Annotated in this window: 30 protein-coding genes and 3 pseudogenes; 16 read left to right on the forward strand and 17 right to left on the reverse strand. The window is 68.1% G+C overall.

The genetic code is table 11. From position 1 onward, the window contains the following. Window positions 1-13 precede the first annotated feature (13 nt). From ACRXBZ_RS13870 to ACRXBZ_RS13895, 6 genes are all read right to left on the reverse strand, one after another. Window positions 14-265, reverse strand: a complete 252-nt coding sequence (locus ACRXBZ_RS13870; RefSeq protein ID WP_433879483.1) for a hypothetical protein — start codon at window positions 263-265, stop codon at window positions 14-16. Window positions 266-352: 87 nt separating this feature from the next. Beyond that, entirely contained in the window at window positions 353-604 is a 252-nt protein-coding gene (locus ACRXBZ_RS13875) for a hypothetical protein (RefSeq protein WP_433879484.1), read from the reverse strand. Between the two features lie 259 nt (window positions 605-863). Further along, on the reverse strand, window positions 864-1,706 hold the full coding sequence (locus tag ACRXBZ_RS13880; protein WP_433879485.1) for an oxygenase MpaB family protein: 843 nt from the start codon (window positions 1,704-1,706) through the stop codon (window positions 864-866). Between the two features lie 6 nt (window positions 1,707-1,712). Then, window positions 1,713-2,876 carry an alkaline phosphatase family protein gene (locus ACRXBZ_RS13885; protein ID WP_168585176.1) on the reverse strand — a complete coding sequence of 388 codons (1,164 nt, stop codon included), beginning with the start codon at window positions 2,874-2,876 and terminating at the stop codon, window positions 1,713-1,715. Window positions 2,877-2,918: 42 nt separating this feature from the next. Continuing rightward, a complete protein-coding gene (locus ACRXBZ_RS13890) occupies window positions 2,919-4,097 on the reverse strand; it encodes an acyl-CoA dehydrogenase family protein (protein WP_433879486.1) in 1,179 nt (392 codons plus the stop codon). Between the two features lie 222 nt (window positions 4,098-4,319). Beyond that, window positions 4,320-5,453: a CaiB/BaiF CoA transferase family protein gene (locus ACRXBZ_RS13895; RefSeq protein ID WP_433879487.1), complete on the reverse strand. Its 1,134-nt coding sequence runs from the start codon at window positions 5,451-5,453 to the stop codon at window positions 4,320-4,322. A 312-nt stretch (window positions 5,454-5,765) separates the two neighbouring features. Between ACRXBZ_RS13895 and ACRXBZ_RS13900 the strand changes: the two genes are divergently transcribed. Genes ACRXBZ_RS13900 through ACRXBZ_RS13910 form a run of 3 tightly spaced genes read left to right on the forward strand, consistent with a single transcriptional unit; the run spans window position 5,766 to window position 7,137 of the window. Next, window positions 5,766-5,996: a hypothetical protein gene (locus ACRXBZ_RS13900; RefSeq protein ID WP_433879488.1), complete on the forward strand. Its 231-nt coding sequence runs from the start codon at window positions 5,766-5,768 to the stop codon at window positions 5,994-5,996. Beyond that, window positions 5,993-6,394, forward strand: coding sequence for a hypothetical protein (locus ACRXBZ_RS13905; RefSeq protein WP_433879489.1), 402 nt, complete (start codon window positions 5,993-5,995; stop codon window positions 6,392-6,394). The genes ACRXBZ_RS13900 and ACRXBZ_RS13905 overlap by 4 nt, the downstream gene beginning before the upstream one ends. Further along, on the forward strand, window positions 6,391-7,137 hold the full coding sequence (locus tag ACRXBZ_RS13910) for a hypothetical protein (protein ID WP_433879490.1): 747 nt from the start codon (window positions 6,391-6,393) through the stop codon (window positions 7,135-7,137). The genes ACRXBZ_RS13905 and ACRXBZ_RS13910 overlap by 4 nt, the downstream gene beginning before the upstream one ends. A 63-nt stretch (window positions 7,138-7,200) precedes the next feature. Here ACRXBZ_RS13910 and ACRXBZ_RS13915 read toward each other — a convergent pair whose 3' ends face one another. Beyond that, window positions 7,201-7,395, reverse strand: a complete 195-nt coding sequence (locus ACRXBZ_RS13915; RefSeq protein ID WP_433879491.1) for a DUF397 domain-containing protein — start codon at window positions 7,393-7,395, stop codon at window positions 7,201-7,203. After that, window positions 7,392-8,246, reverse strand: coding sequence for a helix-turn-helix domain-containing protein (locus tag ACRXBZ_RS13920; RefSeq protein ID WP_433879492.1), 855 nt, complete (start codon window positions 8,244-8,246; stop codon window positions 7,392-7,394). Before ACRXBZ_RS13920 ends, ACRXBZ_RS13915 begins: the two co-directional genes overlap by 4 nt. A gap of 273 nt (window positions 8,247-8,519) precedes the next feature. Between ACRXBZ_RS13920 and ACRXBZ_RS13925 the strand changes: the two genes are divergently transcribed. The 6 genes from ACRXBZ_RS13925 (at window position 8,520) to ACRXBZ_RS13950 (ending at window position 12,029) form a co-directional block, all read left to right on the forward strand. Continuing rightward, window positions 8,520-8,747, forward strand: a complete 228-nt coding sequence (locus ACRXBZ_RS13925; protein ID WP_433879493.1) for an HC3 family zinc finger protein — start codon at window positions 8,520-8,522, stop codon at window positions 8,745-8,747. Window positions 8,748-8,749: 2 nt separating this feature from the next. Further along, window positions 8,750-8,959, forward strand: a complete 210-nt coding sequence (locus tag ACRXBZ_RS13930) for a hypothetical protein (protein WP_433879494.1) — start codon at window positions 8,750-8,752, stop codon at window positions 8,957-8,959. Beyond that, complete coding sequence (locus tag ACRXBZ_RS13935; RefSeq protein WP_433879495.1) at window positions 8,956-9,294, forward strand: hypothetical protein; 339 nt, start codon at window positions 8,956-8,958, stop codon at window positions 9,292-9,294. Before ACRXBZ_RS13930 ends, ACRXBZ_RS13935 begins: the two co-directional genes overlap by 4 nt. A gap of 278 nt (window positions 9,295-9,572) precedes the next feature. Continuing rightward, entirely contained in the window at window positions 9,573-10,433 is an 861-nt protein-coding gene (locus ACRXBZ_RS13940) for a radical SAM/SPASM domain-containing protein (RefSeq protein WP_433883872.1), read from the forward strand. Window positions 10,434-10,443: 10 nt separating this feature from the next. Then, window positions 10,444-11,184: an AAA family ATPase gene (locus tag ACRXBZ_RS13945; RefSeq protein ID WP_433879496.1), complete on the forward strand. Its 741-nt coding sequence runs from the start codon at window positions 10,444-10,446 to the stop codon at window positions 11,182-11,184. Continuing rightward, complete coding sequence (locus tag ACRXBZ_RS13950; protein ID WP_433879497.1) at window positions 11,184-12,029, forward strand: aminoglycoside phosphotransferase; 846 nt, start codon at window positions 11,184-11,186, stop codon at window positions 12,027-12,029. The genes ACRXBZ_RS13945 and ACRXBZ_RS13950 overlap by 1 nt, the downstream gene beginning before the upstream one ends. A gap of 103 nt (window positions 12,030-12,132) precedes the next feature. On the opposite strand, the gene ACRXBZ_RS13955 is transcribed toward ACRXBZ_RS13950, so the two are convergent. From ACRXBZ_RS13955 to ACRXBZ_RS13980, 6 genes are read right to left on the reverse strand one after another with little or no spacing between them, the layout of a single operon-like run. Further along, entirely contained in the window at window positions 12,133-12,405 is a 273-nt protein-coding gene (locus ACRXBZ_RS13955) for a hypothetical protein (RefSeq protein ID WP_433879498.1), read from the reverse strand. Then, window positions 12,398-13,165 (reverse strand): hypothetical protein, encoded by a 768-nt coding sequence (locus ACRXBZ_RS13960; protein ID WP_433879499.1) that lies wholly within the window; start codon window positions 13,163-13,165, stop codon window positions 12,398-12,400. The genes ACRXBZ_RS13955 and ACRXBZ_RS13960 overlap by 8 nt, the downstream gene beginning before the upstream one ends. 4 nt (window positions 13,166-13,169) lie before the next feature. Next, entirely contained in the window at window positions 13,170-13,757 is a 588-nt protein-coding gene (locus ACRXBZ_RS13965) for a hypothetical protein (protein WP_433879500.1), read from the reverse strand. Between the two features lie 11 nt (window positions 13,758-13,768). Further along, entirely contained in the window at window positions 13,769-14,896 is a 1,128-nt protein-coding gene (locus ACRXBZ_RS13970; RefSeq protein WP_433879501.1) for a hypothetical protein, read from the reverse strand. Window positions 14,897-14,900: 4 nt separating this feature from the next. After that, complete coding sequence (locus ACRXBZ_RS13975; protein ID WP_433879502.1) at window positions 14,901-16,154, reverse strand: hypothetical protein; 1,254 nt, start codon at window positions 16,152-16,154, stop codon at window positions 14,901-14,903. A gap of 10 nt (window positions 16,155-16,164) precedes the next feature. Further along, window positions 16,165-17,031 carry a phage distal tail protein gene (locus tag ACRXBZ_RS13980; RefSeq protein ID WP_433879503.1) on the reverse strand — a complete coding sequence of 289 codons (867 nt, stop codon included), beginning with the start codon at window positions 17,029-17,031 and terminating at the stop codon, window positions 16,165-16,167. Between the two features lie 533 nt (window positions 17,032-17,564). On the opposite strand from ACRXBZ_RS13980, the gene ACRXBZ_RS13985 reads away from it, so the two are divergent. From ACRXBZ_RS13985 to ACRXBZ_RS14000, 4 genes and pseudogenes are all read left to right on the forward strand, one after another. After that, the gene (locus ACRXBZ_RS13985; protein ID WP_433879504.1) at window positions 17,565-18,314 is read left to right on the forward strand and encodes a site-specific integrase; all 750 of its coding nucleotides are present in this window, start codon (window positions 17,565-17,567) and stop codon (window positions 18,312-18,314) included. A 122-nt stretch (window positions 18,315-18,436) separates the two neighbouring features. After that, complete coding sequence (locus ACRXBZ_RS13990; protein ID WP_433879505.1) at window positions 18,437-19,153, forward strand: MerR family transcriptional regulator; 717 nt, start codon at window positions 18,437-18,439, stop codon at window positions 19,151-19,153. Between the two features lie 379 nt (window positions 19,154-19,532). Continuing rightward, window positions 19,533-20,108, forward strand: a pseudogene (locus ACRXBZ_RS13995) (AMP-binding protein); the annotation flags it as partial. Further along, window positions 20,017-20,544: an AMP-binding protein gene (locus ACRXBZ_RS14000; protein WP_433879506.1), complete on the forward strand. Its 528-nt coding sequence runs from the start codon at window positions 20,017-20,019 to the stop codon at window positions 20,542-20,544. The pseudogene ACRXBZ_RS13995 and the gene ACRXBZ_RS14000, both read left to right, overlap by 92 nt. 339 nt (window positions 20,545-20,883) lie before the next feature. Here the strand turns inward: ACRXBZ_RS14000 and ACRXBZ_RS14005 are convergent, their stop codons facing one another. After that, on the reverse strand, window positions 20,884-22,200 hold the full coding sequence (locus tag ACRXBZ_RS14005; RefSeq protein ID WP_433879507.1) for an MFS transporter: 1,317 nt from the start codon (window positions 22,198-22,200) through the stop codon (window positions 20,884-20,886). A 286-nt stretch (window positions 22,201-22,486) separates the two neighbouring features. On the opposite strand from ACRXBZ_RS14005, the gene ACRXBZ_RS14010 reads away from it, so the two are divergent. From ACRXBZ_RS14010 to ACRXBZ_RS14020, 3 genes are all read left to right on the forward strand, one after another. After that, window positions 22,487-22,894, forward strand: coding sequence for an SSI family serine proteinase inhibitor (locus tag ACRXBZ_RS14010; protein WP_433879508.1), 408 nt, complete (start codon window positions 22,487-22,489; stop codon window positions 22,892-22,894). Window positions 22,895-22,992: 98 nt separating this feature from the next. Next, complete coding sequence (locus ACRXBZ_RS14015) at window positions 22,993-23,385, forward strand: YidH family protein (protein WP_433879509.1); 393 nt, start codon at window positions 22,993-22,995, stop codon at window positions 23,383-23,385. A 1-nt stretch (window position 23,386) separates the two neighbouring features. Then, a complete protein-coding gene (locus ACRXBZ_RS14020; RefSeq protein WP_433879510.1) occupies window positions 23,387-23,716 on the forward strand; it encodes a DUF202 domain-containing protein in 330 nt (109 codons plus the stop codon). 218 nt (window positions 23,717-23,934) lie between these two features. Here the strand turns inward: ACRXBZ_RS14020 and ACRXBZ_RS14025 are convergent. Both ACRXBZ_RS14025 and ACRXBZ_RS14030 read right to left on the reverse strand, forming a co-directional pair. After that, window positions 23,935-24,015, reverse strand: a pseudogene (locus ACRXBZ_RS14025) (hypothetical protein); the annotation flags it as partial. A 27-nt stretch (window positions 24,016-24,042) separates the two neighbouring features. Beyond that, window positions 24,043-24,346 (reverse strand): annotated as a pseudogene (locus ACRXBZ_RS14030) (MarR family winged helix-turn-helix transcriptional regulator); the annotation flags it as partial. Between the last annotated feature and the right edge of the window lie 30 nt (window positions 24,347-24,376).

The raw sequence follows: 24,376 nt of genomic DNA on the forward strand, positions 1-24,376 counted from the left end.
TACGCGGAAAGGCTCAGTGAGACTGACCGGAGAACACCAACTCAAAAACCGGATCACGTGTATCGTCGCGTTGCACGGCGAACGAGTTCCTGACCAGACATTGGTAATCGAGCAGCCGCTGCCACTCACCCGAATCTTCGGCCCGGTCGCGCGGATCGATCCTGGCGACGCCGAGCTGCTCGATCTTCCGGGCCACGGATTTCCTGTGGTGGGCCGAAACGTGGTGGTAGTCGCGCGACGCGTCACGACCGATGTTGGCGTACATCACGGCGCATCCGCCGGGGTGCTGGCACTCGGCCCAGCTTCGAAACCGGCGAGCGGGGAATCTCGTATATGTTCCCTGCCGGTCGTCTCAATGGCGGGCGTCGCGGATGCGCAATGTATAGTGATCGGCGATCAGGTTCTCGACGTCACGGAATTCACTGGTGTTCACTTTCTGGTCATGTCTTCGCAATCGAGTGAATCCTTGTTCTCCGCTGCAGGGAATCCGGATGCAAGAAATCAAAGAATCGGGAGATGAGTGGGCCGGAAGATCAATTCTTCGATACGTTTCGTGCGATAGAGCAAGCGCGGCGGCACGATAGCCCAAGATCGCCGGGTGCACGAAAGTCCTAGATTGAGTGCGCTTGTGTCCGTGGCATGTGTTGGCCCGCCGCCTGGTTTCAGGAGCGAGAAGTCGTCTTACCTGGTAGACGCATGGCGCGAGCCTGGCGGGGCATCGAATTGCCGGGGTGGGCACCGACGGGTCACGGTTGATGTGTCCAAAGTGGACCCCTGCGGGCAGGGCGGAAGTCAGTTCGTCGCGTCGCGCCGCGAGCTTACAACTGACGGCACGTAGCTCGGCCAGTCGTCGGCGGTGGGCTTCACAGGTGGGCGAGGGCTTTGATCGACGGCAGGGCCGTCTTGCCCAGGCGGTCCACCGCGCGCTGCACGTGGTCTCCCGGATAGCGGAAGCGCAGCTGGTCCGGGACCGCCAGCCCCGCCGCGCGGAACCCGCACAGCCCGGCCGCGACCACCGGGACCGGATACGCCGGGCGGCCGTGGAGCTTCCGCGCCCACCCCGGCAGCACCGAGTACGCGAGGTGCCCGAGGGGCAGGTAGCCGAGGTTCACCGGCAGCAGCCACCATGGCGCGAACGGCTGGTGCAGGAACCGGTAGACCAGGTCCGAATCATCCGTCCGCCGCAGTTCGGGCCGGACCTGGTCGAAGTACTCAGCCATCTCGCGGCTCGATCCGGGCACCTCCGCGGGGTCGAGCCCGACCAGCGCGGCGGCCCGGCGCTGTTCTTCGAAGTACCGGTCGAGTTGCGCTTCGGTCAGCGGGAATCCCGCGCGCCGAACCACGCTTGCGAACGAGGCGACCTCGGCGCAATGCACCCAGCGCAGCAGGTCAGGATCGTCCAGGCGGATCTCGGCGCCGGTGCGCGGATCAGTCGCGCGGAGCGTGCGGTGTACCCGGCGGACCCGTTCGGCAGCGGACTCGGCTTCCGTCGTGGTGCCGTAGGTCGTCGTGGCGACGAAGTTCCCCGTGCGCATCAGGCGGCCCAGAGGGTCTTCCCGGAACCGGGAGTTCTGCACGACCGCCGCCACCACGCGGGGATGCAGCGCCTGCAGGTAGAGGCTGCAGATGCCGGCGACCCACATCGCCGGATCGGCGTGCAGCTGCCAGGTCACGGTTTGCGGCCCGAACAGCCCTTCGTCGCACATCGACCCTCACCCGCCCAGCACGAGCACCGGCACCAACTGCTCGGCCGAGGTGAGCGACCCGTGGTGCCCGCGCAGCGCGGACTCGCCTGGCTCGACCACCGACCGGATCACCCCGGAATCGCGCATGATCGCCAGCACGTCCCCGATGCGCGGGCGCACCGAATCGGCCACCACGGGACCGAACCAGCCCTCGTCGATAGCCTGCTCGCCGGTGAGCACCACGCCCCGGTCGCCGATCGTCTCCCACCACGCGGCATGCACATCGGCCAGCGCACCGGGCTCGACGTAGACGTGGCGGGCACGGACTTCGCCGCCCAGCAACCGCACACCGGCTTGCAGCGCCGGGTCGGTGTCTGCATCGATTGCCTCAACCGGGTCGACCTGGACCATGCCGTGGTCGGCGATCACGGCCAGCACCGCGCCCGGCGGGAGCCGCTCGGCCAGCGTCGCAACCAGCCGGTCGAGCACGGTCAGTTGCAGGCGCCAGGGCAACGAGCCCGGGCCGTGCACATGCCCGAGCAGGTCGAGATGACCGTGGTAGCCGTAGCTCAGCGCCGGGCCGCCGGCACTCAGCGCGGCGAGCAGCTCGGCTGCGAGATCGCCCAGGGCCCGCAAGCCCCGGAAATCCCCGCCGCGAAACGCTGCCCTGGTCAGCCCCGTGTTCTTGAACTCCGCCGGCACGGCGGTCCGGACTTCGACGCCCGCCGCGACCGCCCGTTCCAGCACCGTCGGCGTCGGTTGCACCTGCTCCGGCGGCCACTGGTCGAGCAGACTTCGACGGCCTCCGGTGGAATCGCCGACCGTGCCGTGCGTTCCCCAGCTCAGCGGATGCAACAGGCCGCCCGACGGCTCGGCGAAGCTGTAGCCGACGAGACCGTGCTCGCCCGCGCACCGGCCGGTGCCCAGCGAGGTGATGCTGGTGACCGTCGTCGTCGGGAAACCCGCCTTCAGCGGTGGCGTCGTCAGCAGGCTAGCCATGAACGGCGCGTCCCCGGCGTGCTCCTGCAGCAGGTCCCGGCCGAGACCGTCGATCAGCAGCACCCCGGCGGTGCGGCAGGCCGGGAACCCGATGGTGTCGGCGAACCCGGTCACGCCCATCGCGCCGAGCAGCGACGGGAGGACGTCGGGCAGTGCGCGCCCGGCACCGTCGGGAGCGACGATCCAATCCATGGCGCCCTGCCTCTCTCGTGAGCGCGGCGGCGCTCACGACCGTCAGAATCCCATCGACCGCCCGATGATCTCCTTCATGATCTCGGTGGTGCCGCCGTAGATCGTCTGGCTCCGGGAATCCAGATACGCCTTGGCGACCGGGTATTCCGTCATGTAGCCGTAGCCGCCGTGCAGCTGCAGGCAGCGGTCCACGACCCGCTTGTTCAACTCGCTGAGCCACCACTTGGCCATCGCGGCGTGCTCGACGTCCAGTTCACCGCGAACGTGGTCCATGATGCAACGATCGGTGAACACCCGGCCGATCTCGACCTCGGTGGCCATCTCCGCCAGCTCGAAGCGGATGTGCTGGAACTTGCCGATCGGGCGGGCGAAAGCGGTGCGGTCGCGGCAGTAGTCCTTGGTGATCGACAGGACTTTCTCGGCGGTGGCGGCCGAGGCCACCGCGATCGACAGCCGCTCCTGCGGCAGGTTCTGCATCAGGTAGATGAAGCCCTGGCCTTCCTCGCCGAGCAGGTTGCGCGCCGGCACCCGCACGTCGTTGAAGAACAGTTCCGCGGTGTCCTGCGACTTCAGGCCGATCTTGTCGAGGTTGCGGCCGCGTTCGAAGCCCGGCATGCCGCGCTCCACGACCAGCAGGCTGATGCCCTGATGTCCGGCGTCCGGGTCGGTGCGGGCCACCACGATCACCAGGTCCGCGAGGATGCCGTTGCTGATGAAGGTCTTCTGCCCGTTGAGGATGAAGTCTCCCCCACTCGCGGCTTCGCTCGAGCGGGAGGCGCCCCCAACGTCGCGCACCGCGGTGGTGCGGATGCCCTGGAGGTCGCTGCCCGCGCCCGGCTCAGTCATGGCGATCGCGGTGATGATCTCGCCCCGGCAGAACCCGGGCAGCCAGCGCTGCTTCTGCTCTTCGTCGGCAAGCGCCATCAGGTAGGGCGCGATGATGTCGTTGTGCAGCAGGGAACCGAAGCCGGAGATGCCCGCGTTGACGAGTTCCTCGTCGAAGACCACGTTGAACCGGAAGTCGTCGACGCCACCGCCGCCGTACTGCTCGTCAACGGCGAAGCCCAGCAGCCCCTGCGATCCGGCCGCCAGCCACGCCTCGCGGCTGACCACCCCGGCGGTCTCCCACTCCTTGATGTGCGGCACCAGTTCCTTGTTGACGAAGGTGCGAACCGTCTCGCGGAACGCCTCGTGTTCGGGCTCGAACAACTCCCTGCGCATCGGTTGACGCCTCCTGATCTTTCGGTGCTCGCGCCGGTCGTGCGAGGAAGGGAACCTTCCTGTCACCCCAGCCCCGGTGCGGCGAGAGCATGGGAACCTTCCTGTCACCGACCGGCCTGGTCCAGCCGCGGGCACGCCTGGGGCGCGGGTGGGGGCCGGTGCGAGGAAGGGGACCTTCCTGCCACCCCCCGCCCGGTCGGCGCGCTGCCGGGGCGGAGACGTTCATGGCTTCCCCAGACCGAATGCGCCGGAGCCGAGCAGTTCGGACGGGATCTTCCAGTCCCGCAGCACGGCTTCGGTGTCGGCGCCGGGCTCGGCCACCGGTCCGGGCGGCGGGTTGGGGGTCCGGCTGAACCGCGGCGCGGGCGCCGGTTGCAGGGCGCCGTCTCGCCGGACGAGGGTTTCGCGGGCCGACATGTGGGGGTGGACTTCGGCTTCGGACATGGAGAGCACCGGGGCGACGCACGCGTCGGAGTCCGCGAACACCTCCGCCCACTCCTGCCGGGTGCGCTGCCGGAAGGTCGCGGCGAACCGTCCCCTCAGCTCCGGCCAGTTCGCCGGGTCGTCGCGGTCTGGCACCTCGCCCGCCAGGCCCAGCCGGTCCAGCAGTTCGGCGTAGAATTGCGGTTCCAGCGCGCCGACGGAAACGTGCTCGCCGTCCGAGGTTTCGTAGACGTCGTAGAACGGGGCTCCGCTGTCCAGCAGGTTCGTGCCGCGCTCGGTGCGCCAACCGCCGTTGGCCAGTAACCCGAACAGCATGGTCCCCAGGTGCGCCGCACCGTCCACAATGGCCGCGTCCACGACCTGGCCGCGGCCGCTGGTGCGGGCCTCCAGCAGCGCGGCGAGGACGCCGACCGCGAGGTACATCGCGCCGCCGCCGAAATCGCCGAGCAGGTTCGCCGGGACCTGCGGCGGACCACCCTTTCGGCCGATGGCGTGCAGCATGCCGGTCAGCGAGATGTAGTCGATGTCGTGCCCGGCGGTGGACGCCAACGGCCCCTGCTGCCCCCAGCCGGTCATGCGCCCGTAGACCAGCTTCGGGTTGACGGCCCAGCACTGCTCCGGCCCCACCCCGAGGCGTTCGGTGACGCCGGGACGCAACCCTTCCAGCAGCACGTCCGCCTGCTCGACCAGCGCCAGCACCGCCTCCGCGCCGCGCTCGTGCTTCAGGTCCACCTGCACGGAGCGCTTGCCGCGGTTGAGCAGATCGGTCTTGCCGCCGACGGCGGTGGGCCGGTCCACCCGCACCACGTCGGCACCGAGGTCGGCCAGCAGCATTGCGCAGAACGGGGCGGGCCCGATCCCTGCGAGTTCGACGACTTTGATCCCGGCCAGCGGCCCGCCTGTACCTGTCACGCCACACCTCTCCGCAGCCTGTGCCGCGCATCACAAGCATTGCGACGAATCTAGTGTTACACCGTTGGTGTTACGGCAGTCAAGGCCTTGACCTGCCCGAAAGCCCCTACGTTTGGGGCAGATTTGGGGCAGACATGCTTCACCAGATACCAGGCATGCGCCGAGCCGCGTGCTTGGTCCTCTCCCTCACCTCCGCAGTGGCCCTGGTCTTGGCGATGCCGTCCCTGCTCCCGACCGGCACATCGAGCTACCGCTGCTGCCGACCAAGCCTGCCGCACCGGTGCCCGCGCCGGAGCCGCCGGTGGTGATCCGATGAGCGCGCGACTCGAACTTCTGATCGCGGTCGCTTACGGCTGCGTCGTCGTCATCGTCATGGCGGCGGCCATGCTGTTGCACTTCGGTCCTGAGCTGGCGTGCGCCCTGTTGACCATCGTCGCCGCGGACCAAGCGCGCGTGATCTCGGCCGTGGCCGGGTGGAGCCTCGGCGTCGTCATGGGCACCGGAGCGCTGCTGGTGCTGCGCCGGTTCGGGGGTGTGCGATGAGCCGCCGGTTTCGCGAGCCAGAGCCGCAGCACGTCACCGCCAATGGCTGGACGGCCGCCCGCATCCGCGGCCGTGACTTCCAGCACGGCTACCTCCTGATGTACCGCGGCCAGTACGCCGGGTGGCTCATGCACCAGTCGGACGGGTGGCGTTGGCTGCTCACCTGGCAACCGAGCACCGTGGACCGGCCGCCGCGGTTCGGCATCGAGCGCGTCAGCCGCCGGGCATACCCGACGTGGCAAGCCGCAGCAGGCCACCTCGCGCGCACCGATGTCGGGCGTCTGATCGCCGGTATCGGAAACGGCCCGCGAGTCACGGCATGGGAGCCGATCGCCGGTGAGCCATGGGTGCCGCGCCCGGCGGTGCTCCTCGACCAGTCGCCGGGGCGTGCCTCATGAGGGCGGCGCGGACACTCGGGCGGATGCTCCTGGTGGTGGGCGCCCTGCTGGCCGGGACGCCGACGGCCAGCGCAGCCACGGCCGAGACGTATGCGGACTACTCGATGGCCGGCACGCGATCGGCCGGACAGTTCTGGTCGGAAGACGCGAACATGCACGATGCTGCCGGGTGGCGGAATCAGTGGACGTGGGAACCGCAGAGCAGCGGTGTTGACTCGCGCATCGCGTGGGGTGACCCGGCCACGTGGCCGCCCGACGTTTCCGAGCGGTTCATCAGCTCCGGCGAGTGGGTGCTGTTGGACGGGTGGTCGGACAACGGAACGTACTACCGGCAGCGCGTCGACTCGGAGATGATCGGCAATGGGCTCGACTGCACGAACCGGCGCCCGCTGCCATCGGACAGCGACCGGCAGCACTACGTGCCGTGGCAGGTGCCGACGTCGATCGTGTGCCTGATCGCCGAGGGCACGATCACGGAAGAGTCCACCGGCACCGTGATCCATTTCCGGCACGAACAGCTCTGGTTCCCGCCCGCCCCGTGCTCGAACCCGTACCACTCCAATCAGCCGTGCCTAAAGCAGTACGAACGGTGGCTCGACGACAACGGGCACTACGACGGCGTGTTGCGGGAGAAGCTGCGCCGCGACCAGTTCATCGCCAAAGGCAAGGGCATGGCCTTCCACATCTCCCAGTACGCCCCAACCAAATGGACAGCGCACGGCCGCTACTACTGGCGGTGGTGACCGCAAAAACGGAAGCGCCCGCCCGGTACCAGGACTACCGGGCGGGCGCTTCTTTGTTGTGGGTCAGGCGTCGAACCTGCCGCCCTTGATCGCGGCGACGAACGCCGACCACTTCTCGCGGTTGGCGGTGAAGTATCCAGCGGCACGGTTCTTGGTGTCGCGCACCGCGGCACCATCGGCAACACGCCCGACCTCGACACATGCTGTGTTGTTGCTGGACCGGCTAGACTTGCGCCATCCAGTGGGCTGGTATGTCACTGTATGTTCTCCTCGGTTTTCGTTTCACACGCGGCGATGAACTCGACTGACTCCTCGGGATTCATCGCCGCGTGCCGGAGGGTACCCAGCGCGGCCTGGTAGGTGTCCACTACGTTGGCCGCTGTCAGGAACGCTGCTGATCCCAGGTGCTCCAGATGCACGATGGGCGCGGCCTTCGGGAACTCGAAGATCATGAACTGTCCGCTGTGGACTGGCGTCCACTGCCTCAGCATCGACGGGATAACTCGAAGGGTCACGTTGGGCAGCTCGGCGACTTTCTGCAGGTGTCGCAGTTGGTCGACCATCACCTCTGGATCGTCGATCGGGTCGGCCAGCGCCCGCTCCATGAGGATGGCCTCGAACGCAGGCGGGTTCCGTTTGACCAGAATGTCGCGTCGGCTCGCTCGCATCGCGATGCGGGTTTCCATGTCCGGACCTGGCGTGCCCGACATGACAGCACGTGCGTACTCCGAGGTTTGCAACAGACCCGGCACCAGTAGCGGCGCAGCCTCAACGATTTTGGACGCGGTGCGCTCGTACTCGATGAGCGTGACGAGTTCTTGATGAACGCCGGGTATGCCCGCTCGAAGCCAGTTCGGGCCGTCGTCTTCCCGCGCCAACTCGACCAGCCGTTCACGTTCAGAGGTGGACAGGCCGAGCGCGACCGCGATACCGGTCACGTCTTCGGGCGTGATAGCGCGAACGCCACTCTCGGTGCGGTTCACCCATGCATGGGCTCTCTGTAGCCGCCGCGCCAGTTCACGCACGCCCACATGCGCGGCTTCTCTAGCTCTGCGCAGTTCAGCGCCCAGGGTGCGAGCCTTCGGGCTTCCGCTCGTGGATCGGGTCACGCACCAATCGTAGGCACTCGCCAAAGATCGCTAATCGCCCATCTGGGCTATTGCAGATGTGGATCAGATCCACAATTGTGGCTTGTGTTCCATTTGATCCAGTCGCACCGCAGCCTATCGGGGAGGCACCCATGGGGATCACTCGCCCGATCGTGATCTTTGCCCTGTAGCGACGCGTCCCCGAGCGCGGCGCACGGCACCCCGAAGGCGGGACCGGTGGGCAGCACCCCCCGGATCCACCGGTCCCGCCACGACCTCACGAGAGGTGTTGTGATGTACCGACCACATCCGTTCAGTTGGGTTCCGGCCGACGGCGCACGGCACGCAAGCACCGACACCAAGCCCACCAGCGGCTACCCCACCGGAATATGCGTGGCGACGCTGTGCGGCCACCAGCTGATCGCCGATAACACCGAACTCGCATGGCTGTGGGACACGTGCCCCGACTGCAACGTCAAGGCACACAAGCTCGCCGGTGTCCCGATGGCGGGTGCGCGATGAACGTGAGCACCGATCACGCCCGTAAGGCGCGCATGATCCGCGCCACGATCCTGATGCTCGGCTACGCCGCCGACGACGTTGAGCGCGGTCGATGGAGCGACGCCGAAATCCGGAAACTCGGCGACCAGCTCGCGACGGTAGCCGCCGCACTGCGCGGCGAAGGGGCCGCGCAGAAACCGCTTGTCATCGACCTATCGGAGGCAAAGCGATGATCGCCGCGTTGATCGCAAGCGGCCTGCTCGGCGTCGGCGGGCTCGCGCTGTGGGCGACGTTCTACTACGCCCCGGCACGGCACGCCGGTAGCGGCGAGGGTGCATTAACGGTTGCCTATCTGGTCGCGCGGGTGGAGGCCGAGACGCGCGGACATGGCCGGCATCGGCTCCGCGAGCCGGTCGTCATGCGCGGCGATCTGGCCGATGCGCTCGCCCTCGAGGAAACCCGGCACCTGCCACTGGTCGAGTCAGGTTTGCCGGTCGATGACCGGGAAGCGATGGCACGACACCCCGGAATGCTGCGGCGGCTGCTCGCCGCCCTGCAAAGCCTGTAGACCCGGCTCGGTGCCGTGATCCCCGACCGGCACCGAACCGCCCCGGACGGGTGGTGTGCCGCCCCTCGGTGCACCACCCGTCCGGTTCCAAGCCCCGGCGCGCGGTAGCTCCCCAAATTCCTGCTGTGGCTGATGTGAATCGACGCGCGGCAGTGCGCCGCAACCGGTTCTCCGCGCGCCGGGGTACCCGATCAGCGGTGTCCAGACAAGGCATCGCATGGAACGAACGACAGTGCAAGCGGCGAAATCAGAGGGAAGCTGTGGACCAAGTTTCGTTCGTGTGGTTGGAGATCACAGGCAAATGTCAGTTGGAGTGTGTGCAGTGCTATGCCGAATCGGGCCCCGCTGGTGATCATGGGGAGATGAGTGAGGCGGACTGGTGCCACGTGATCGACCAGGCGGTGGGCATCGGTGCGCGCATGGTGCAGTTCATCGGCGGTGAGCCGACGCTACACCCGTCTCTGCCAGTGTTGATCGAGCACGCTCGGCACCGCGACGTCGAGGTCGAGGTGTTCTCGAACCTGGTGCACATCAGACCCGCCCTGTGGGAGGTGCTCGCGCAGCCGGGTGTGCGGCTGGCGACGTCGTACTACTCCACCGACCCCGGCGAACACGCCGAGATCACCCGACGTCCGACCTACGAGCGCACCAAGGCCAACATCCATGAGGCGATCCGCCGTTCGATCCCGCTGCGGGTCGGGGTGGTGAACCTGTGGGACGGGCAGCGTAGCGACCAGGCCGTCGCCGAGCTGCGCGAGCTCGGGGTGACCGAGATCGGCATCGACCATCTGCGGCAGGTCGGCCGTGGAGTGCGTACCGGACAGGCGGGCCTCGATCAACTGTGCGGGCACTGCGGCGACGGTAAGATCGCGGTCTCGCCGACGGGCGAGGTGTGGCCGTGCGTGTTCTCCCGGTGGATGCCGATGGGCAACGTGCGTGATCGTGCGCTCACCGAAATCCTGGACGGTCCGCAGATGGCCGAGACGGGTGCGGCACTGCGCGTCCACTTTGACGCGCGGCGCGCACCGTGCGTGCCAGACATGTGCGACCCTCAATGCGGGCCGTCGTGCAGCCCGGCGTGCGTTCCGGCGAACAACTGCCTACCGGTCGGAGCCTGCGCACCTGACTACCGTCGATAGGAAAGGCTGAATGCTCGTCCGCCGCGCCTTCATCCCCGAAGCCTTGCGACCCGACTCGTTCGACGCCTGGCCGTACACGGTGCCCTGCGTGGCCGAGCTCGCCGAGCACGGCCTGACGTTCGAGGCGCCGGTGACCATGCTCGTCGGCGAGAACGGGTCCGGGAAGTCCACGCTAGTCGAGGCCATCGCCGAGGCCTTCAAGCTGGATGCGCACGGCGGACGAGCAGGCCGCAAGTACGTCAACGACCGGCCCAAAACGCCGTTGGGTGATGTGCTGAAGTTGGAAACCACCCCCGCCGGAGGCCGGATGTTGTCCGGTCCCCGGTCGCGGCGCAAGGGGTTCTTTCTTCGCGCCGAGACCGCGTTCGGACTGATGAACACCGTCAGCGGCATGTACGGGTACTGGGACGAGGACACCTCAACGATGTCGCACGGCGAGGGCTTCCTGACGGTGTTCGGGTCGATGTTCCAAGATCGCGGGTTCTACGTGATGGACGAACCCGAGGCGGCGCTGTCCTTCGAGTCCTGTCTACGGCTGGTGGCGCTGATGCACCAGCTCTGCGAAAGCGGCGCCCAGGTGGTGTGCGCGACGCACTCGCCAATCCTGGCAGCCACACCCGGCGCGGACATCATCGAAGTCGGCGAGCACGGCACCCGGCGGGTCAAGTGGGATGAGCTCGACCTCGTCGACCATTGGCGCCGATACATGGCCAACCCGGACAGCTACCTGCGGCACATCGTCGACCAGTGATGCCGACCGACGCCGAAGTCGCCGATGCCGACAGGCGGTTCGCCGAGTGGATGCGCGCCAACCTCGACCGCGCCGCCGCGCACTTCGGGGTGACCCTGACCGGCGACCCGGTATTCGGGTGGCGGCTGCGCTCGATCGGCGCGCCCGCCCGCGACGGCGACGGCGCGGCCCGGTGGCTGCGCGTGGTCTCCGAGTTCCCGGAATGGGCACACGGCGAGTTCTGGACCGGTAACACCGACGCGAACGCGCTTCCACCCAGCATCCCGAGACCGCGCGTACTCGACACGGTCGAATGGGCCGAGGGACGCCAGCAGCGCGCCGAGCTCGCAACCCGACTGCAGGGCCGACCGTGCTCGGCAACCGATGCCCCCACCAATCACCTGCGCCTCGACCCTGCGTGGTGGGCGGCGCTGCGGCGCACACTGGCCACCCTGGCAGCCACGCCCACCCACCGCATCCACGCGAATCAGGAATGGGTGTCGCACCGAATCCGCAGCGCCTTCGGCGACCAGCTCGACGCCCACGTCGGCCAGTGGGAAACCGTCCACAGCGACCTGCACTGGAACAACCTTCTCCAACCCGAGTTCGGGCTACTGGACTGGGAAGGCTGGGGACGCGGCCCAGCCGGGACCGACGCGGCGACCCTACTGTGTTGCAGCGTGCTCGCCCCCACCACCTACCGCGACGTGCGGGCGATCTTCCGCGACGTCCTCGACTCGCCGACCGGGCGCGTCGCGCAGCTCTACGCCACCGCCCGACTCCTACACCGCGTGGACATGGACGAGCGCCACGAGTTCGCCGACGCCCTGCGCGCACACGCGCGCACCCTGCTCGAGAGCAGGTAGAACCGTGAAAGACGAAATCGCCCCCGCATCCGACCGGGCGAACCGGACGGATGCGGGGGAGTCTGCTTGGTCCCGGCCGTGCAGCGGCCGGGCTGCGACGAGGCTACTCGGCGGCCCGGCGCGAGTCCAGCGTGTAAACGGGCGGCTTCGCGGAGCCCAGGAGTAGCCGAGTCAGCCACGCGAGCAGGTGCGGTTCGACGACACGCAGCAGCGCGTAGACGGCGCCGAGCACGACGGGCACGACCAGGACGTCACCGGCCGCGCCAAGCGGGCCGGTCAGCCACTCGGGCGCGCCGAGGGTGACCAGATAGGCCACGAGGGTGGACCAGGCGCCGGGCACCACGGTCCGCAGCCACGAACGGAACTGGTCAGACATTGGTGTCCCTCCGCGCCACGTTCACGTCCACCTGCACAGTGGCGTCTGCAATGGTGGTGCGTACGGTTTCGCCGATGCGCGCGATCAGCTCGTCGGCGTCGAATTCGCTGCCGGTGACTGCGGCGGCCAGCGTGCGGATCGCCTCGGACTGGGCGGCGAGCAGGGCGCGATTCTGGAAGCCGTAGGCGTCGCCGTTGAAGGCTGCGTCCGCGATGCTGAGCTTGACTTCGGATCCGGCTACGCGCGACGGGTGCAGTTCGCGCCACAGCACGTCGACGATCGCTCGCTTCGCGTCTTCGTAAGACACGTCATCCTCCTGGCTGTCCGGTGCGGTGTTGGTGTTGAAACTGGGCAGGGTCCATGGGCGGTCGTCGTCGCACAGCTCGGGAACCACGCTGATGTGGAAGTGCTTGCGGTGCGGGTTCGCGCCGGTGTAGGGCGTCCACTTCCACGGGTTGTTTCCCGGACGTGAGTCGAGGATCAACCCATTGGCGATGAGGTATTTGATCCGCGGGTCGCGGCTCGCGGCGAGTTCGTCGGTGATCCGGTCAATGTCCATGCCGTGGGCCGGGTCGTGGGTGAAGTCGCGGGCGGTGACCACGCCAATGCCATCGACCACGCACCACGGGTTGTGGTCACTGCTGCGGGAGGCGTGCGCGGCGTCGCCGATGCTGCCGTCGGATGCCTTGCTGCGGCCGGGGAATGCGGTGTTGAGCTGCTCGCGCAGGGTTTCCAGCGAGCGCGCTACGCGCCAGGACATGCGATCACATCCCGAAGTTCTTGGTGTATGCGGCCAGGAGGGCGGTGATGATCGCTCCGAGAACCCCGGACGCGCCGGCGGCGGCCCACACCTTGCGTTCGAGGGTGCGCAGCCGGGTTTCGTGGTCGGACACGGTCGCGAGCCCGGCGCGCAGCTCGGTCCGCATTTCCCGGACTTCGCCGTGCATGGCTTGCATTTCTCCGTACATCTGGGAAAGCGTGATCGTTACGCCGTTGTCGGCCGGGGTCATTGGGGGCTCTCCGGTGGTGAGGTTCAAGCGGTTTGGTGCAGATAGCAGCCGAGCGGCTGACAGGCAATGACGCCGGTGCCCGATGTGGTCGTGGTCAGCTCTACGGCCATCCAGTCGGCGGCGGATGGTGAGCACCTGTTTGCCGGTGTTGTCCGGTCCGATGTAGAGGACTTCGGTTTGGTTGTCGTCGACCATCCGCAGGAACGCGTCCTGTAGCAGCGTCAAGCCGCCGCGGCTGATCGTCGCCGACGCCAACCCCACGGACTTCCACAGCCGCTGGATCTGCTGCTCCGCGCGTTTGATGCGGTCCAGCAGGTTGGACGGTTGGTTGACCTGTCCCACGTGTCCCCCCTCTACGCCACGCCGTCGAGCAGCGGCGCCAGCGTCAACGTGACGCGCTCGGCGTCGATGGACGGCCGGAACTCCATGTCGATCACGCGGACCGCGCCTTCGAAACCGTTGCGGTGGAACCGATCCGGCGGCACGACAAGCCAGCCGTCGTCGCCGCGGTTGATGTCGGCTGCGGTCGGTGGGATATCGCCGCGCACTTCGATCGTGGGCAGCACGACCGGCATGCGGGCGGCTTGCTGGTCGGCTTGCGCGTGGCCGGCCAACGTCGACTCGGACTCGGCGCCGGAGTAGTCGCGTTCCAGCTCGAGCACCGGGAAACCCTGGGCGTAGCGCTCGGCCTGCTCGGCTACCGCGATGGGCGTGCCCAGGTCGACGCCTTCACCGACGGCGTAGGCGCGGGTGGCCATGCGGGTCCCGTCGGTGGGCCAGGTGTAGCGGATGGCGTTGCCGCCGAGCTCCCACACGTGCGACGAGCCCTGTTGGCCGAGCCACGGTGTGCCGATGCGCAGGATGCGCCGCGGCGCGCCGGTGGCGCTGGGCAGCACGTCGAAGACCATGTCGGGGCCGTCGATGACGTTCGACAGGTTGCGCAGTGCCTCACCTACATCGGTCAGGTCGTAGCCGTTGTAGGTGCGGTCGCGCAGCGTGTTCGACGTCGAGTCGTCGAACTCGATCTTGAGGTCACCGCCGGTGTGAGCCTGCGCCTGGGCAACCAGTCGGCGGGCGATCTCATTCTGATCGAGCCCGGTGTAGGTGGTCGCCAGCCCGGCCACCGTGGTCAGTCCTGGTGAACCCGGGAGTACCGGCAGGACCTTGCGGTGATCGAAGTACGACCAGAACTCGCCGGCGCCGATCTCCACCGTGTCGGACTCGGAATCGTAGGCGCGGGACCAGAGCACTCCGCCCCACATCGGCCGGGAGTCCCGAAACGCGTAGACGACGCGGCGGGCGGGCATCGTGAGGTCGTGCGGGTCGAGATGCCCGGACCGCTCGTCCAGCTTCCACCTGGCGCTGAACCGGCCGCTGCCGTTCAAGGGCTTGTTGAACCGCGCCGACGTCAGCGGCAGTTCTTCCAACAGGGTGTTAGTGCGCAGGTCGGCGATGGCGTACGTGTAGACCGGGAGCGCCACCCGTTCACCCCCGCAGCCATGTCAACGAGCAGTTGATGCCGTTGCCCAGCGGGTCGAGGTTCAATGTGGCGCCGGTGTTCTGGAACGCCCACACCGACACCTTTTCGCCGGCGGTGAACCGGCGCGTAGTCGAACAGCTCAAGGTCGCCGGCTCGCCGGTTTGGTCGCTGCCGGCCTGCCCGTAGCGGCTTGTTGTGGGGCTGGTGCCGATCGCGACCGCCCGTTCCGCCGCCGACGCCGACGGCACAAACCGGATGTTGGCCGCCAGGTGCCACAGTCCCGAGCGGTTCAAGGTGAATTCGGTCCCGGCGGACACCGCGGCGACCGACACGTCATCGCTGATGTAGTCGGCGTCGGGCAAGTGCACGCGCTGGTCGGCGTTGTTGGGGATGCCCTGCGCCGGCTGTGTCGTTGCGCGGTAGTAGCGCGCCTCATGGCGGGTGGCGTTGGGGGTGCCGCCGATCGGGAACGCGTCCACCCACGCTGAGCCGGTCCAGCGTTGCACGATGTTCGTTGACGACAACATGATCAGCTGACCCGTGATCGGGTTGCTGATCTCGGACGTGGCGGCCACAACAGGGATGCTCGGCACCCGCCAGTCGGTGCCGTCGTGCACCTCGACGCGCTTGGTGTCCAAGCGGTACACGGCCTGCCCGGCGTAGGGGTTGGTCACGCCGCTGCGGGCGGTGGCGTCGGTGACGGGCAGGATGCCGCCGGCGGCGACAGTCCGCGCCGTGTCGAAGTTCGTGATGTTGCTGGTGGTGATCGTGGTGGCGTTCGCGGGCACCACGATGCGCGCTCGCGCGATGTAATCGGCGCTGCCGGTGACGGGCGGATCGACGGGGGTCGCGGCCGGGGTGCCGACGATGTGCCGCACGACCATGTCCGAATTCGCGTCGCCGAAGTAGGCGTCGGACTGCTGAAACACGATCAGGTCGTTACGTGGGTTGGACGCGTCGGCGGGCGCCGTGCCAAGCACGTTGATGTCCTTCACCGCGTCCAAGCACATGATGTAGGCCCCGCCGCCGCGGCTGGACTGCACCACGGCTCGGAACGGGGCGACGTGCACGAAACCGTTCGCGGTCGGGCTGGTCGCGGTCACCGCGCCGGGCGCGGACGCCGCGGGAAACAGCCCGGTGCGGGAGGTGATCTGTCCGCTGGGCGTGGCCAGCGCCGCGACGGTGATCCGGCCGTCTTCGACGGTCTGCTGTCCGGCGCCGGCGACTTGCTGCACGGCCCATGAATGGCGTTCGGCCACGGCAACCCCCTCAGAAACTCGTGTGGTAGTAGAGGCATTCGAGCTGTCCGGTGCCGTCCGAGGTTTCGAAGCGCACGCGGGTGTCGCCGGGCGGCAGCGTGAACCACTGCCGGCGTTCCAAGCGGTTGCTGCGGCTGACGCCGGTGGACAGCAGCACGGACTTGTCCTGTGTGGTCAACACCAGGGTTTGACCTTCGGGCAGCGTGTAGGTCTCATCAAATACGAGCTCGGCGCCGGTGTCGGCGTTGCGGATCACCGGCCGCGTGCAGGGTCCGGTGATGCGCCAAATCGGTTGTGCGTGGGCGTTGCCGTCGTTGGTGACGACGAGCCCGCCGCCGGATTGCGCCGTGCCCCACACCAGCGGCCACACCAGCGGCCACACCAGGCCACCACCGCCGGCGGTCGGCGGGCTGGTGGTGAACGACTGCTGCGGCAGGTGCAGCAACCGCGGGTTGGTCGCGCGCCACTGGATCGCGCCGCGCGTAAGCCCGTAGTAGTACTCCACCGAGGTAGGAATCAGCCGGCGCACGCACCGCGCCATCACCATCGCCTTGATGCCCTGCCACTGCACCACAAGCGGTTCCTCGGCGGGGTTTTCATCGGGTGCGGTGATGCGCCGTAGTTCGAGCTCGGCGGCCCGGAAATCGGCGACGGAGGTTTCGCCGAGCTCGAACGACAGCGTGATGATCCGCCGATCCGACAGCAGTTGACCGGGCTGGTAGCCGTGGGAGTTGGCCAGCTCGGCGTCACCGTCGCGCATGTCCGGCAGGTCTTGCCAGCCTTCCAGCTGCACCAGACCGAACGCGGTGTCGACGCCGAGCAGGGTGCCGCGCCACTCGATTTGCCCGTCGGTGGTGATCAGGTCACCCGCGGTCATTTATCCACCCCCACCGCGCGAACCAGTCCAGATCGGCGGCGATGTCGTAGGGCGACTGGTGGTGGGCGCCGCTACGAACGTTCCGATGTTGACCGTTGACCGTTGCGCGGGATCGCGCTCGGGCGCGGATTTCCCCAGCAGTTGCCGGGTTTGATGTGTCGGCAATATCCGGCCCGGACCCGACGGCACCAGTAGCTCGGGGCCGTGCTCGCCGACGAGTACCGGGCGTTGCGAGGCAACCGGTCCACCGGTGGCACGGGTAGACGTGCCACCCGGCCCGCGGCGGTATCCCTCGCGGGTGAAGGTGCCGCCGATCTCCGGCCGAAATGGGGAAAGGTTCCGCTGAACCAGATCATCACCAGGGGAAGCGCCGAGCACGGTGTCCAGGAGTGGGTGAACGATCTTGAGCACGGCAGGGTAGACGGCTGGAAGCTCAGTCGGCCACCAGCGCCGAGCTACGTCCACCGGATCTACGCGGTGTTCCAGGCGTCGATGACCGTCGCGAAGGATGCGGGCGTCCTTACGACTTCCCCTTGTGTCGGGGTCAAACTGCCCAGAAATCGAAACGGGCGAAGCCGTATCTTGACGCTGAAAACGCTGAGAAGATGGGCGAGCACCTACGGTCTGATTACCGCGATGCCGTCGACTTCGGCGGAGAGACCGGCCTTCGGCCCGGCGAACTGTGCGGCCTACACGCGAACTACGTTGATCGGGAACGCGGCTGGATGTGGGTGCGCGAGGTCCTGGTGGCACGGCGTCGTGTAATCCGCTCATTCCCGAAGGACGAGGACGTTCGTGCGGTCCCGTTGACACCCAAGGCAATCGAGATCCTCGACCGCCAGCTCAAGGGCCGAAACCTTACGCACGGATGCGGGCTAGAGCACACAGACGGCACTGAGTGCGCGAGCGCGCTTGTGTTCCTGTCTAAGCGAGGGCGGCCCATGCGCCCGGACGGCGTTGGAGCATGCGTGCGGCTCGCATCGAAGAAGGCCGAGGTTCCGGCCGTTTCGCTGTATGCAACCCGGCGCGGGTTCGCAACGCGTGCGGCAGAGGGCGGACTGGACGTGTTCGCGCTCGCTGACGTGATGGGGCACGGAGACATCAGGCAAAGCAGGGAGTACGTACAGCAGACTCCAACGGTCAGGGCGCGTGTGATCGCGGCTCTTGGCCAAGCGCCACCGCTTACCGTTATTCATGGGGCGGCTGGGGCAAGTCTTGGGGCAGACCGCGACCAACAGCCACCTTCAGAAACCGGAATCGAAGCCAACGAAAATGCGTGCTGACCTGCTACGTTGCTGTCAGTCGCCGTGATCAACCTTCAACCACCGGAATCCGAACAATCGCAGGTCACAGCATTGATGCGACACCGTTGGTGTTACAGCGATCGAGGAGTAACGTTGCGGCCATGCTCCGAACTGCGGACGAAGAGCTCACCATCGACGAACTGGCCGCCCGCGCCGGAGTCACCGTGCGCACCGTCCGGTTCTACTCCTCGCGCGGCCTGCTGCCGCCGCCCCGGCTGCGGGGCCGGCTCGGCCTCTACGGCGGCGACCACCTGGCCCGGCTCGACCTGATCCGCGAACTGCAGGCGCTCGGCTTCACGCTGTCGGCGATCGAGCGCCACCTGGAGCGCATCCCGGCCGACGCCTCGCCGGACGAGCTCGCGCTGCAACGCGCGCTGATCGCGCCGTGGACGGACGAGCACGCCGAAGACCTGGAGCGGCACGAGCTGGACCGCCGCGCCGGCCGGCACCTAGACGACGCGCTGGTGGAGCAGCTCATCGAACTCGGCATCCTGCAGCGGATTCCGGACTCGGCGAGGCTCCGGCTGCCCAGTCCGGCGATGCTGGGCGTCGGGTTGCAGATCCTGGCCCTCGACCTGCCGCTGGAAATGCTGTTGCAGGCCAAGGGGATCGTCGAGCAGCACACCGCGCAGATCGCGGCCGACCTGCGCGAGCTGTTCGCCGTGAACGTGCTGCGCCCCTACGTCGAGCGCGGCCGGCCGGAGGACGAACGCGAGCGGGTCCGCGCCGTGACCGACCAGCTGCGACCGCTGACCATCCAGGTCCTGGTGAACGGATTCCAGCGGGCCGTCAACGACGTGATCCGCGATCACGTCTGATTTGACCGGGTCACGCCACCGGATTCCGGCTTTCGGACGCTCGTCAGCGACGCCACCGGTGAGGTTTCATCGCGTCGTGACGCACGCCACTTCGAAGGTGCCGAGGGGGGCCAAATGAGCGTTTCGGAAGCCTGGCCACCGCCGCGCTGGAAGCGACCATCCCGCAACTGTTCTCGCGCAACGCCGCGGCGTTCCCGCAGCGTCCGGCGCTTACCGACGACGGACGCACCTGGACCTGGGCCGAGGCGCACCACGAGGTCCACGCGTTGGCCGCCGGGCTCGCGGCGATGGGCCTGCAAAGCGGCCAAACGATGCTGCTCATGATGGCGAATCGCGCCGGCATTGGCTGATCGACGTCGCGGCCACCCATTTCGGCGCGGTGCCCAGCACCCTCTACCCCACGCTCGGCCAGGACCAGGCGCACCACATCACCCAGCACCGCAGGGCGCGGGTGGTCGTGCTCGAGGGCGCCGACCAGTTGCGGCGCTGGTCGAAGTCGCTGCGCAACACGTCCACCATCGAGCAACTCGTGGTGCTCGACGAGGCGGCGATGGTGTCCGCCGATCACCGGTTCCGAACCTGGGAAAGCCTGTGGCGGCTCGGCGAGCAGCACTTGCGCGACGATCCCGAACTGGTGCAGCGGGTGTGGCCGGCGATCCAACCGAACCACTCGGCCGCGATCCTCTACAACTCCGGAACCAAAGGCGCGCAGAAAGGCGTGGTGCTCACCCACCTGAACATCTGCTTCGCGGCGGCCGCGCTGCACCAGGCCACGAAGCCCGAGCGGCACGCGCCGCGGCTGTGCTACCTGCCGCTGGCGCACATCGTGGAGCGGATGATCGGCCTCTACGCGGCGATCCACGATGTCGCGCACGTGCGCTTCTGCGCCGATCAAGGCCGAATGCTCGCGGCGCTGGTCCGCGCCCGGCCGACCTTCTTCTTCGCCGTGCCCAGGGTTTGGGAGAAAGCTCGCCGCCGCGACCCGGAAAGTTCCGGCCGAGCGGCACTCCGATCCGCAGGCGCTGCGCCGGCTGCGGGCCCGCATCGGGCTGGACCACGCCGTGTGGCCGGCCAGCGGGGCCCGCCCCGATCGTGGCCCCCTGCTGGAGTTCTTCGGCGCGATCGGCCTGGACATCTTCGAGCTCTGGGGCATGACGGAAACCACCGGCTGCGTCACAACCAACCACGCGGGCACCCACCGCCCGGGCACCGTCGGCCGCGCCGTGCCCGGCATCGAGGTCCGCACCGCCACCGACGGGGAAGTACTGGTGCGCGGTCCGCTGGTATGCGCGGGCTACCTGCAGCCCGACGGGGCGATCAGGCCCGCCGCCGACGCCGGCGGATGGCTGCGCACCGGTGACGTCGGGGTGCTGGACGCCGAGGCTACCTGACCTTGACGTCTTCCCCGTCGCCCCAGCACCCCTGGGTAACTAAGGCCGTGGGATTCAGGGCAACGGAAGCGTTGGCGTTAATGCCTCGCGGGTTCCCCTCGACCAGTTGTGGGGTGTCGAAGGCGGCGAGCTGTCCCCGACGTTGAATCTCAAACGCCGCGTGATCCACGAGAAGTACGCCGACATCATCGACCAGCTCTACGGCGAGTGACCCGGCAACGCGAGCAAGGGAACCTTCCTGTCACGGCAGCGTCCCGGGCCGGGAGCATGGGAACCTTCCTGTCATCATCGCGCACGGTTGGTCCAGCAGAAAGGGAGAACCTCCCTGCCAGCAAGCGATTAGGTCGTCGCGGGTTCGGGTTCGTCCGTGCGGGCCCAGCGGGTCGGTTCACCCGTGATGGCGAGGCAGGTGACCGTGATCAGCGCCCCGATCACCAGGTAGGCCGCGATCGGCCAGGACACCCCGCCGGAGGTCGTGAGCAGCGCGGTCGCCGCCACCGGCGACAACCCGCCGCCCAACACCGAACCGCTCTGGTATCCCAGGGAAACACCGGTGTAGCGGACCTTCGTTGCGAACAGTTCGGCGCAGAACGCCGCCATCGGCCCGAAAACCGCCGCCGAACCGGCATATCCCAGCGTCATCGCCAGCACGATCAGCGCCGGGTTCGCAGTGTCCAGCAGCCAGAACATCGGAAACGCGTACAGCGCCAGGAAAATCCCGCCGCCGAGCATCACCTGGGTGCGGCCGATGCGGTCGGACAGGTGCGAGAACAGCAGGATCCCGGCGATCTGCGCCGCCGACCCGCACAGGCTTCCGAGCAGCATCACGTCGCGGGTCACGCCGAGCTTCTGGGTGCCGTAGGTCAGCAGGAACGTCGTCAGGATGAAGATGAACGTGTTGAACCCCAGGTTCACCCCGGCCGACAGCAGGATCTGACGCCACGAGTGGGAGAACGCTTCGGCAACGGGCAGCCGGGCGCGCTCGCCGCGTTGCCGGATCTTCGCGAACTCGGGGCTTTCGGCCAGCCGCAGCCGCACGTACAGGCCCACTCCCACCAGCACCAGGCTCACCAGGAACGGAACCCGCCAGCCCCAGGTGAGGATGGCGTCCCCGGAGATCGCGGTGGCGCCGGCGAACGCGCCGGTGGCCAGGAACATGCCGCTCGGCGATCCTAGGAAGGTCCATCCCCCGTACCAGCCGTGCCGGTGCGGCGGCGCGTGTTCGACGGCCATCAGCACAGCGCCGCCCTGTTCGCCGCCGAGGAAGAAGCCCTGCACCAGCCGCAGCACCACGAGCATCACCGGCGCCCAGATCCCGACCTGCTGGTAGGTCGGCAGCAGTCCGATCGCCGCGGTGCACACGCCGGTCACGCTCAGCGTGATGACCAGCATCAGCTTGCGCCCGACCACGTCGCCGAAGTGGCCGATCACGCCCGCTCCCAGCGGTCGCGCCAGGAAGCCTGCGCCGAACGTGGCGAACGCGAGCAGGGACCCGACCCACGGGTCACCGACGGGGAAGAACAGCTTGTTGAACACCACGGCCGCAGCGGTGCCGTAGATCAGAAAGTCGTACAGCTCGATGGTGTTGCCCACCGCGCTGGCGAACGCCGCCTTGCGCACCGTGGCGCTGTCCGGCCCCGCGGGTACCGTCGCCATCAGGCCTCCTGTCTGTTGCGGACGCCGGGAAGGGGCACCGGGCGTCACGTGGTCCCACTCAGCAATGAGCAGTGATCGCCGAAAGGTCCACCACCTTATCGAGCAGCTCACCGCTTGTGGGCGACTACCTCTCCCGCCTGACCACGCCTTTTCGTGACGGGTCGTGACGAAAACCTGTTCGGGCGAACCACGTTTCAGTGATCTGCCGTCGCATCTGCCGCGGTTTCCTCGGCTTCGGCGATAAAGAGAAGCGAATCGTCACTCAAAACCCAGGAGGAATGACGAGATGGCTGCAAAACGGCTCATCGCCCGGACCTGCCTCGCCGCCGCGGCTCTGGTCGGCACCGCGTTGGCACCGGCGCTCGCGAACGCGGAACCCGCGTCGTCGGCGCACGGCAGCATGATGAACCTGTCGATCCGCGGCGAGGCGCGCGAGGACATCAGGACCGCGTTCCTGACCTGCGAGCCCACCGGCGGATCGCATCCGTACGCGAATGACGCGTGTCAGGCGCTGAAGGACGCCAACGGCGACTTCACGAAGCTCACCACCGAGCACTCCGCTTGCCCGCTCAACTACAAACCGGTGACGCTTTCGGCGAAGGGCAGGTGGCAGGGCAAGCCGGTCACCTTCGAGAAGACCTTCCCGAACGACTGCGTGGCCGGCGCTGCTACTGGGAAGGTGTTCTCCTTCTGATGCCGCGGTCGGGCCCCGCTGCGTGCGGGGCCCGGCACCGGCTGCGACCGACGGACAAGGGCTCTCGTCCCACGGTCCGGGAGGGTTACCGTGAGCCCATGGCGACCGACCCTGAAGACCGCGATTCGCGCTGGCCACGGCGGCTGTACCGGGACGGCTCCGACCCAGACCCGAGGTTCACCCTCGCCAACGAACGCACCTTCCTGGCCTGGATCCGCACCGCGCTGGCCCTGATGGCCGGGGGTGTGGGCATCGAGGCCCTGAACGCGGCCACCGGCCAGGCGAGTCCACTGCGGACGGCGCTGGCGGTCCTGCTGCTGCTGGGCGGGGTGCTTTGCAGCGCAACGGCTTTCGCCCGGTGGATAGCTACCGAGCGGGCTTTGCGGCGCGGTCGGCCGCTGCCCGCGCCGCGGTTGGCGCCGGTCATCGGTTACGGGCTCGGCGCGATCGGCATCGCCGCCTGCGTCCTGCTGTTCGTGTCCGGGTTCTGACGTGGAGAACCCCAGCGGGCCCTGGGATCCGGGGCTGCAGATCGAACGGACCACGCTCGCGTGGTTGCGCACCGCGCTCACCTTCGTCGTCGGCCTGCTGGTGCTGCTGCGGCTCATCGCGCACGAGAGCACCCTCGCGGCGGCGGTTTGCGGCGCGCTCACCCTGCCGCTCGGGGCCGCCATCAGCTGGCTCGCCTGGCGACGGCACCTCCGGATCGAACGCGGGCTGCGCGCCGAGACCCCGCTGCCCGGCGGGGCGCTACCCGCGGCGGCGGCCGCCTTGTCGGTGCTCGCCGGCTGCTCCGGCCTGATCTACGTGCTGTTCACCTGAGTCAGGCGACCCGCAGCTCGATCTCGACGTTGCCGCAGATCGCGTTCGAGTACGGGCAGTCCTCGTCCGCCGGGTTGACGAGGTCCTGCGCCTGCTTGCGCGGCACGCCTGGCAGGTCGACGACCAGGCCGACGCTGAGGCCGAAGCCGCCGTCGCCGTTGCGACCGATGCCGAACCTGGGCGGTGACCGACGAATCGGTGATGCCGACCTTGGCGCGGCGCGCCACCAGCTGGAGCGGGCTGTGGAAGCACGCCGCGTACCCGGCGGCGAAGAGCTGCTCGGGGTACGCCAACACCATCTGGTCCGGGATGCACCGAGCCTACCCCCGCAGCTGCGAGCCGTCGGCCGTCAACGCGACGGCCACGGACCGCTCGTCCATGAGGCTGCGTTGGCGCACGATCAGACCGCGCGCCTCCAGTCGCTTCAGCAACGGCGACAACGTGCCGGAGTCGAGCCGTAGGGCGGCGCCGAGCTCCTTCACCGTCACCGACTCGCGTTCCCGGAGCAACCAGCATCACGAGGTACTGCGGATAGGTCAGCCCGAGTTCCTCCAGAAGCGGCCGGTACAAGCCGGTGAACGCTCGCGAAGCGCTGTACAGCGCGACGCACACCGGCCGGTCCAAGGCCAACGGCGACTCGTCCGCCCGAACAAGGCAGCG

The organism is Saccharopolyspora hattusasensis (genome assembly GCF_050972075.1).
Taxonomy (GTDB): Bacteria; Actinomycetota; Actinomycetes; order Mycobacteriales; family Pseudonocardiaceae; genus Saccharopolyspora; species Saccharopolyspora hattusasensis.

Excerpts from the sequence above, each read along its gene's own strand:
- ACRXBZ_RS13870 (WP_433879483.1), bottom strand. The coding sequence starts at position 265 with ATGTACGCCAACATCGGTCGTGACGCGTCGCGCGACTACCACCACGTT.
- ACRXBZ_RS13880 (WP_433879485.1), bottom strand. The coding sequence starts at position 1,706 with ATGTGCGACGAAGGGCTGTTCGGGCCGCAAACCGTGACCTGGCAGCTG.
- ACRXBZ_RS13885 (WP_168585176.1), bottom strand. The coding sequence starts at position 2,876 with ATGGATTGGATCGTCGCTCCCGACGGTGCCGGGCGCGCACTGCCCGAC.
- ACRXBZ_RS13890 (WP_433879486.1), bottom strand. The coding sequence starts at position 4,097 with ATGCGCAGGGAGTTGTTCGAGCCCGAACACGAGGCGTTCCGCGAGACG.
- ACRXBZ_RS13900 (WP_433879488.1), top strand. The coding sequence starts at position 5,766 with ATGAGCGCGCGACTCGAACTTCTGATCGCGGTCGCTTACGGCTGCGTC.
- ACRXBZ_RS13905 (WP_433879489.1), top strand. The coding sequence starts at position 5,993 with ATGAGCCGCCGGTTTCGCGAGCCAGAGCCGCAGCACGTCACCGCCAAT.
- ACRXBZ_RS13910 (WP_433879490.1), top strand. The coding sequence starts at position 6,391 with ATGAGGGCGGCGCGGACACTCGGGCGGATGCTCCTGGTGGTGGGCGCC.
- ACRXBZ_RS13925 (WP_433879493.1), top strand. The coding sequence starts at position 8,520 with ATGTACCGACCACATCCGTTCAGTTGGGTTCCGGCCGACGGCGCACGG.
- ACRXBZ_RS13935 (WP_433879495.1), top strand. The coding sequence starts at position 8,956 with ATGATCGCCGCGTTGATCGCAAGCGGCCTGCTCGGCGTCGGCGGGCTC.
- ACRXBZ_RS13945 (WP_433879496.1), top strand. The coding sequence starts at position 10,444 with ATGCTCGTCCGCCGCGCCTTCATCCCCGAAGCCTTGCGACCCGACTCG.
- ACRXBZ_RS13950 (WP_433879497.1), top strand. The coding sequence starts at position 11,184 with ATGCCGACCGACGCCGAAGTCGCCGATGCCGACAGGCGGTTCGCCGAG.
- ACRXBZ_RS13955 (WP_433879498.1), bottom strand. The coding sequence starts at position 12,405 with ATGTCTGACCAGTTCCGTTCGTGGCTGCGGACCGTGGTGCCCGGCGCC.
- ACRXBZ_RS13960 (WP_433879499.1), bottom strand. The coding sequence starts at position 13,165 with ATGTCCTGGCGCGTAGCGCGCTCGCTGGAAACCCTGCGCGAGCAGCTC.
- ACRXBZ_RS13980 (WP_433879503.1), bottom strand. The coding sequence starts at position 17,031 with ATGACCGCGGGTGACCTGATCACCACCGACGGGCAAATCGAGTGGCGC.
- ACRXBZ_RS13990 (WP_433879505.1), top strand. The coding sequence starts at position 18,437 with ATGCTCCGAACTGCGGACGAAGAGCTCACCATCGACGAACTGGCCGCC.
- ACRXBZ_RS14000 (WP_433879506.1), top strand. The coding sequence starts at position 20,017 with ATGTCGCGCACGTGCGCTTCTGCGCCGATCAAGGCCGAATGCTCGCGG.
- ACRXBZ_RS14005 (WP_433879507.1), bottom strand. The coding sequence starts at position 22,200 with ATGGCGACGGTACCCGCGGGGCCGGACAGCGCCACGGTGCGCAAGGCG.
- ACRXBZ_RS14010 (WP_433879508.1), top strand. The coding sequence starts at position 22,487 with ATGGCTGCAAAACGGCTCATCGCCCGGACCTGCCTCGCCGCCGCGGCT.
- ACRXBZ_RS14015 (WP_433879509.1), top strand. The coding sequence starts at position 22,993 with ATGGCGACCGACCCTGAAGACCGCGATTCGCGCTGGCCACGGCGGCTG.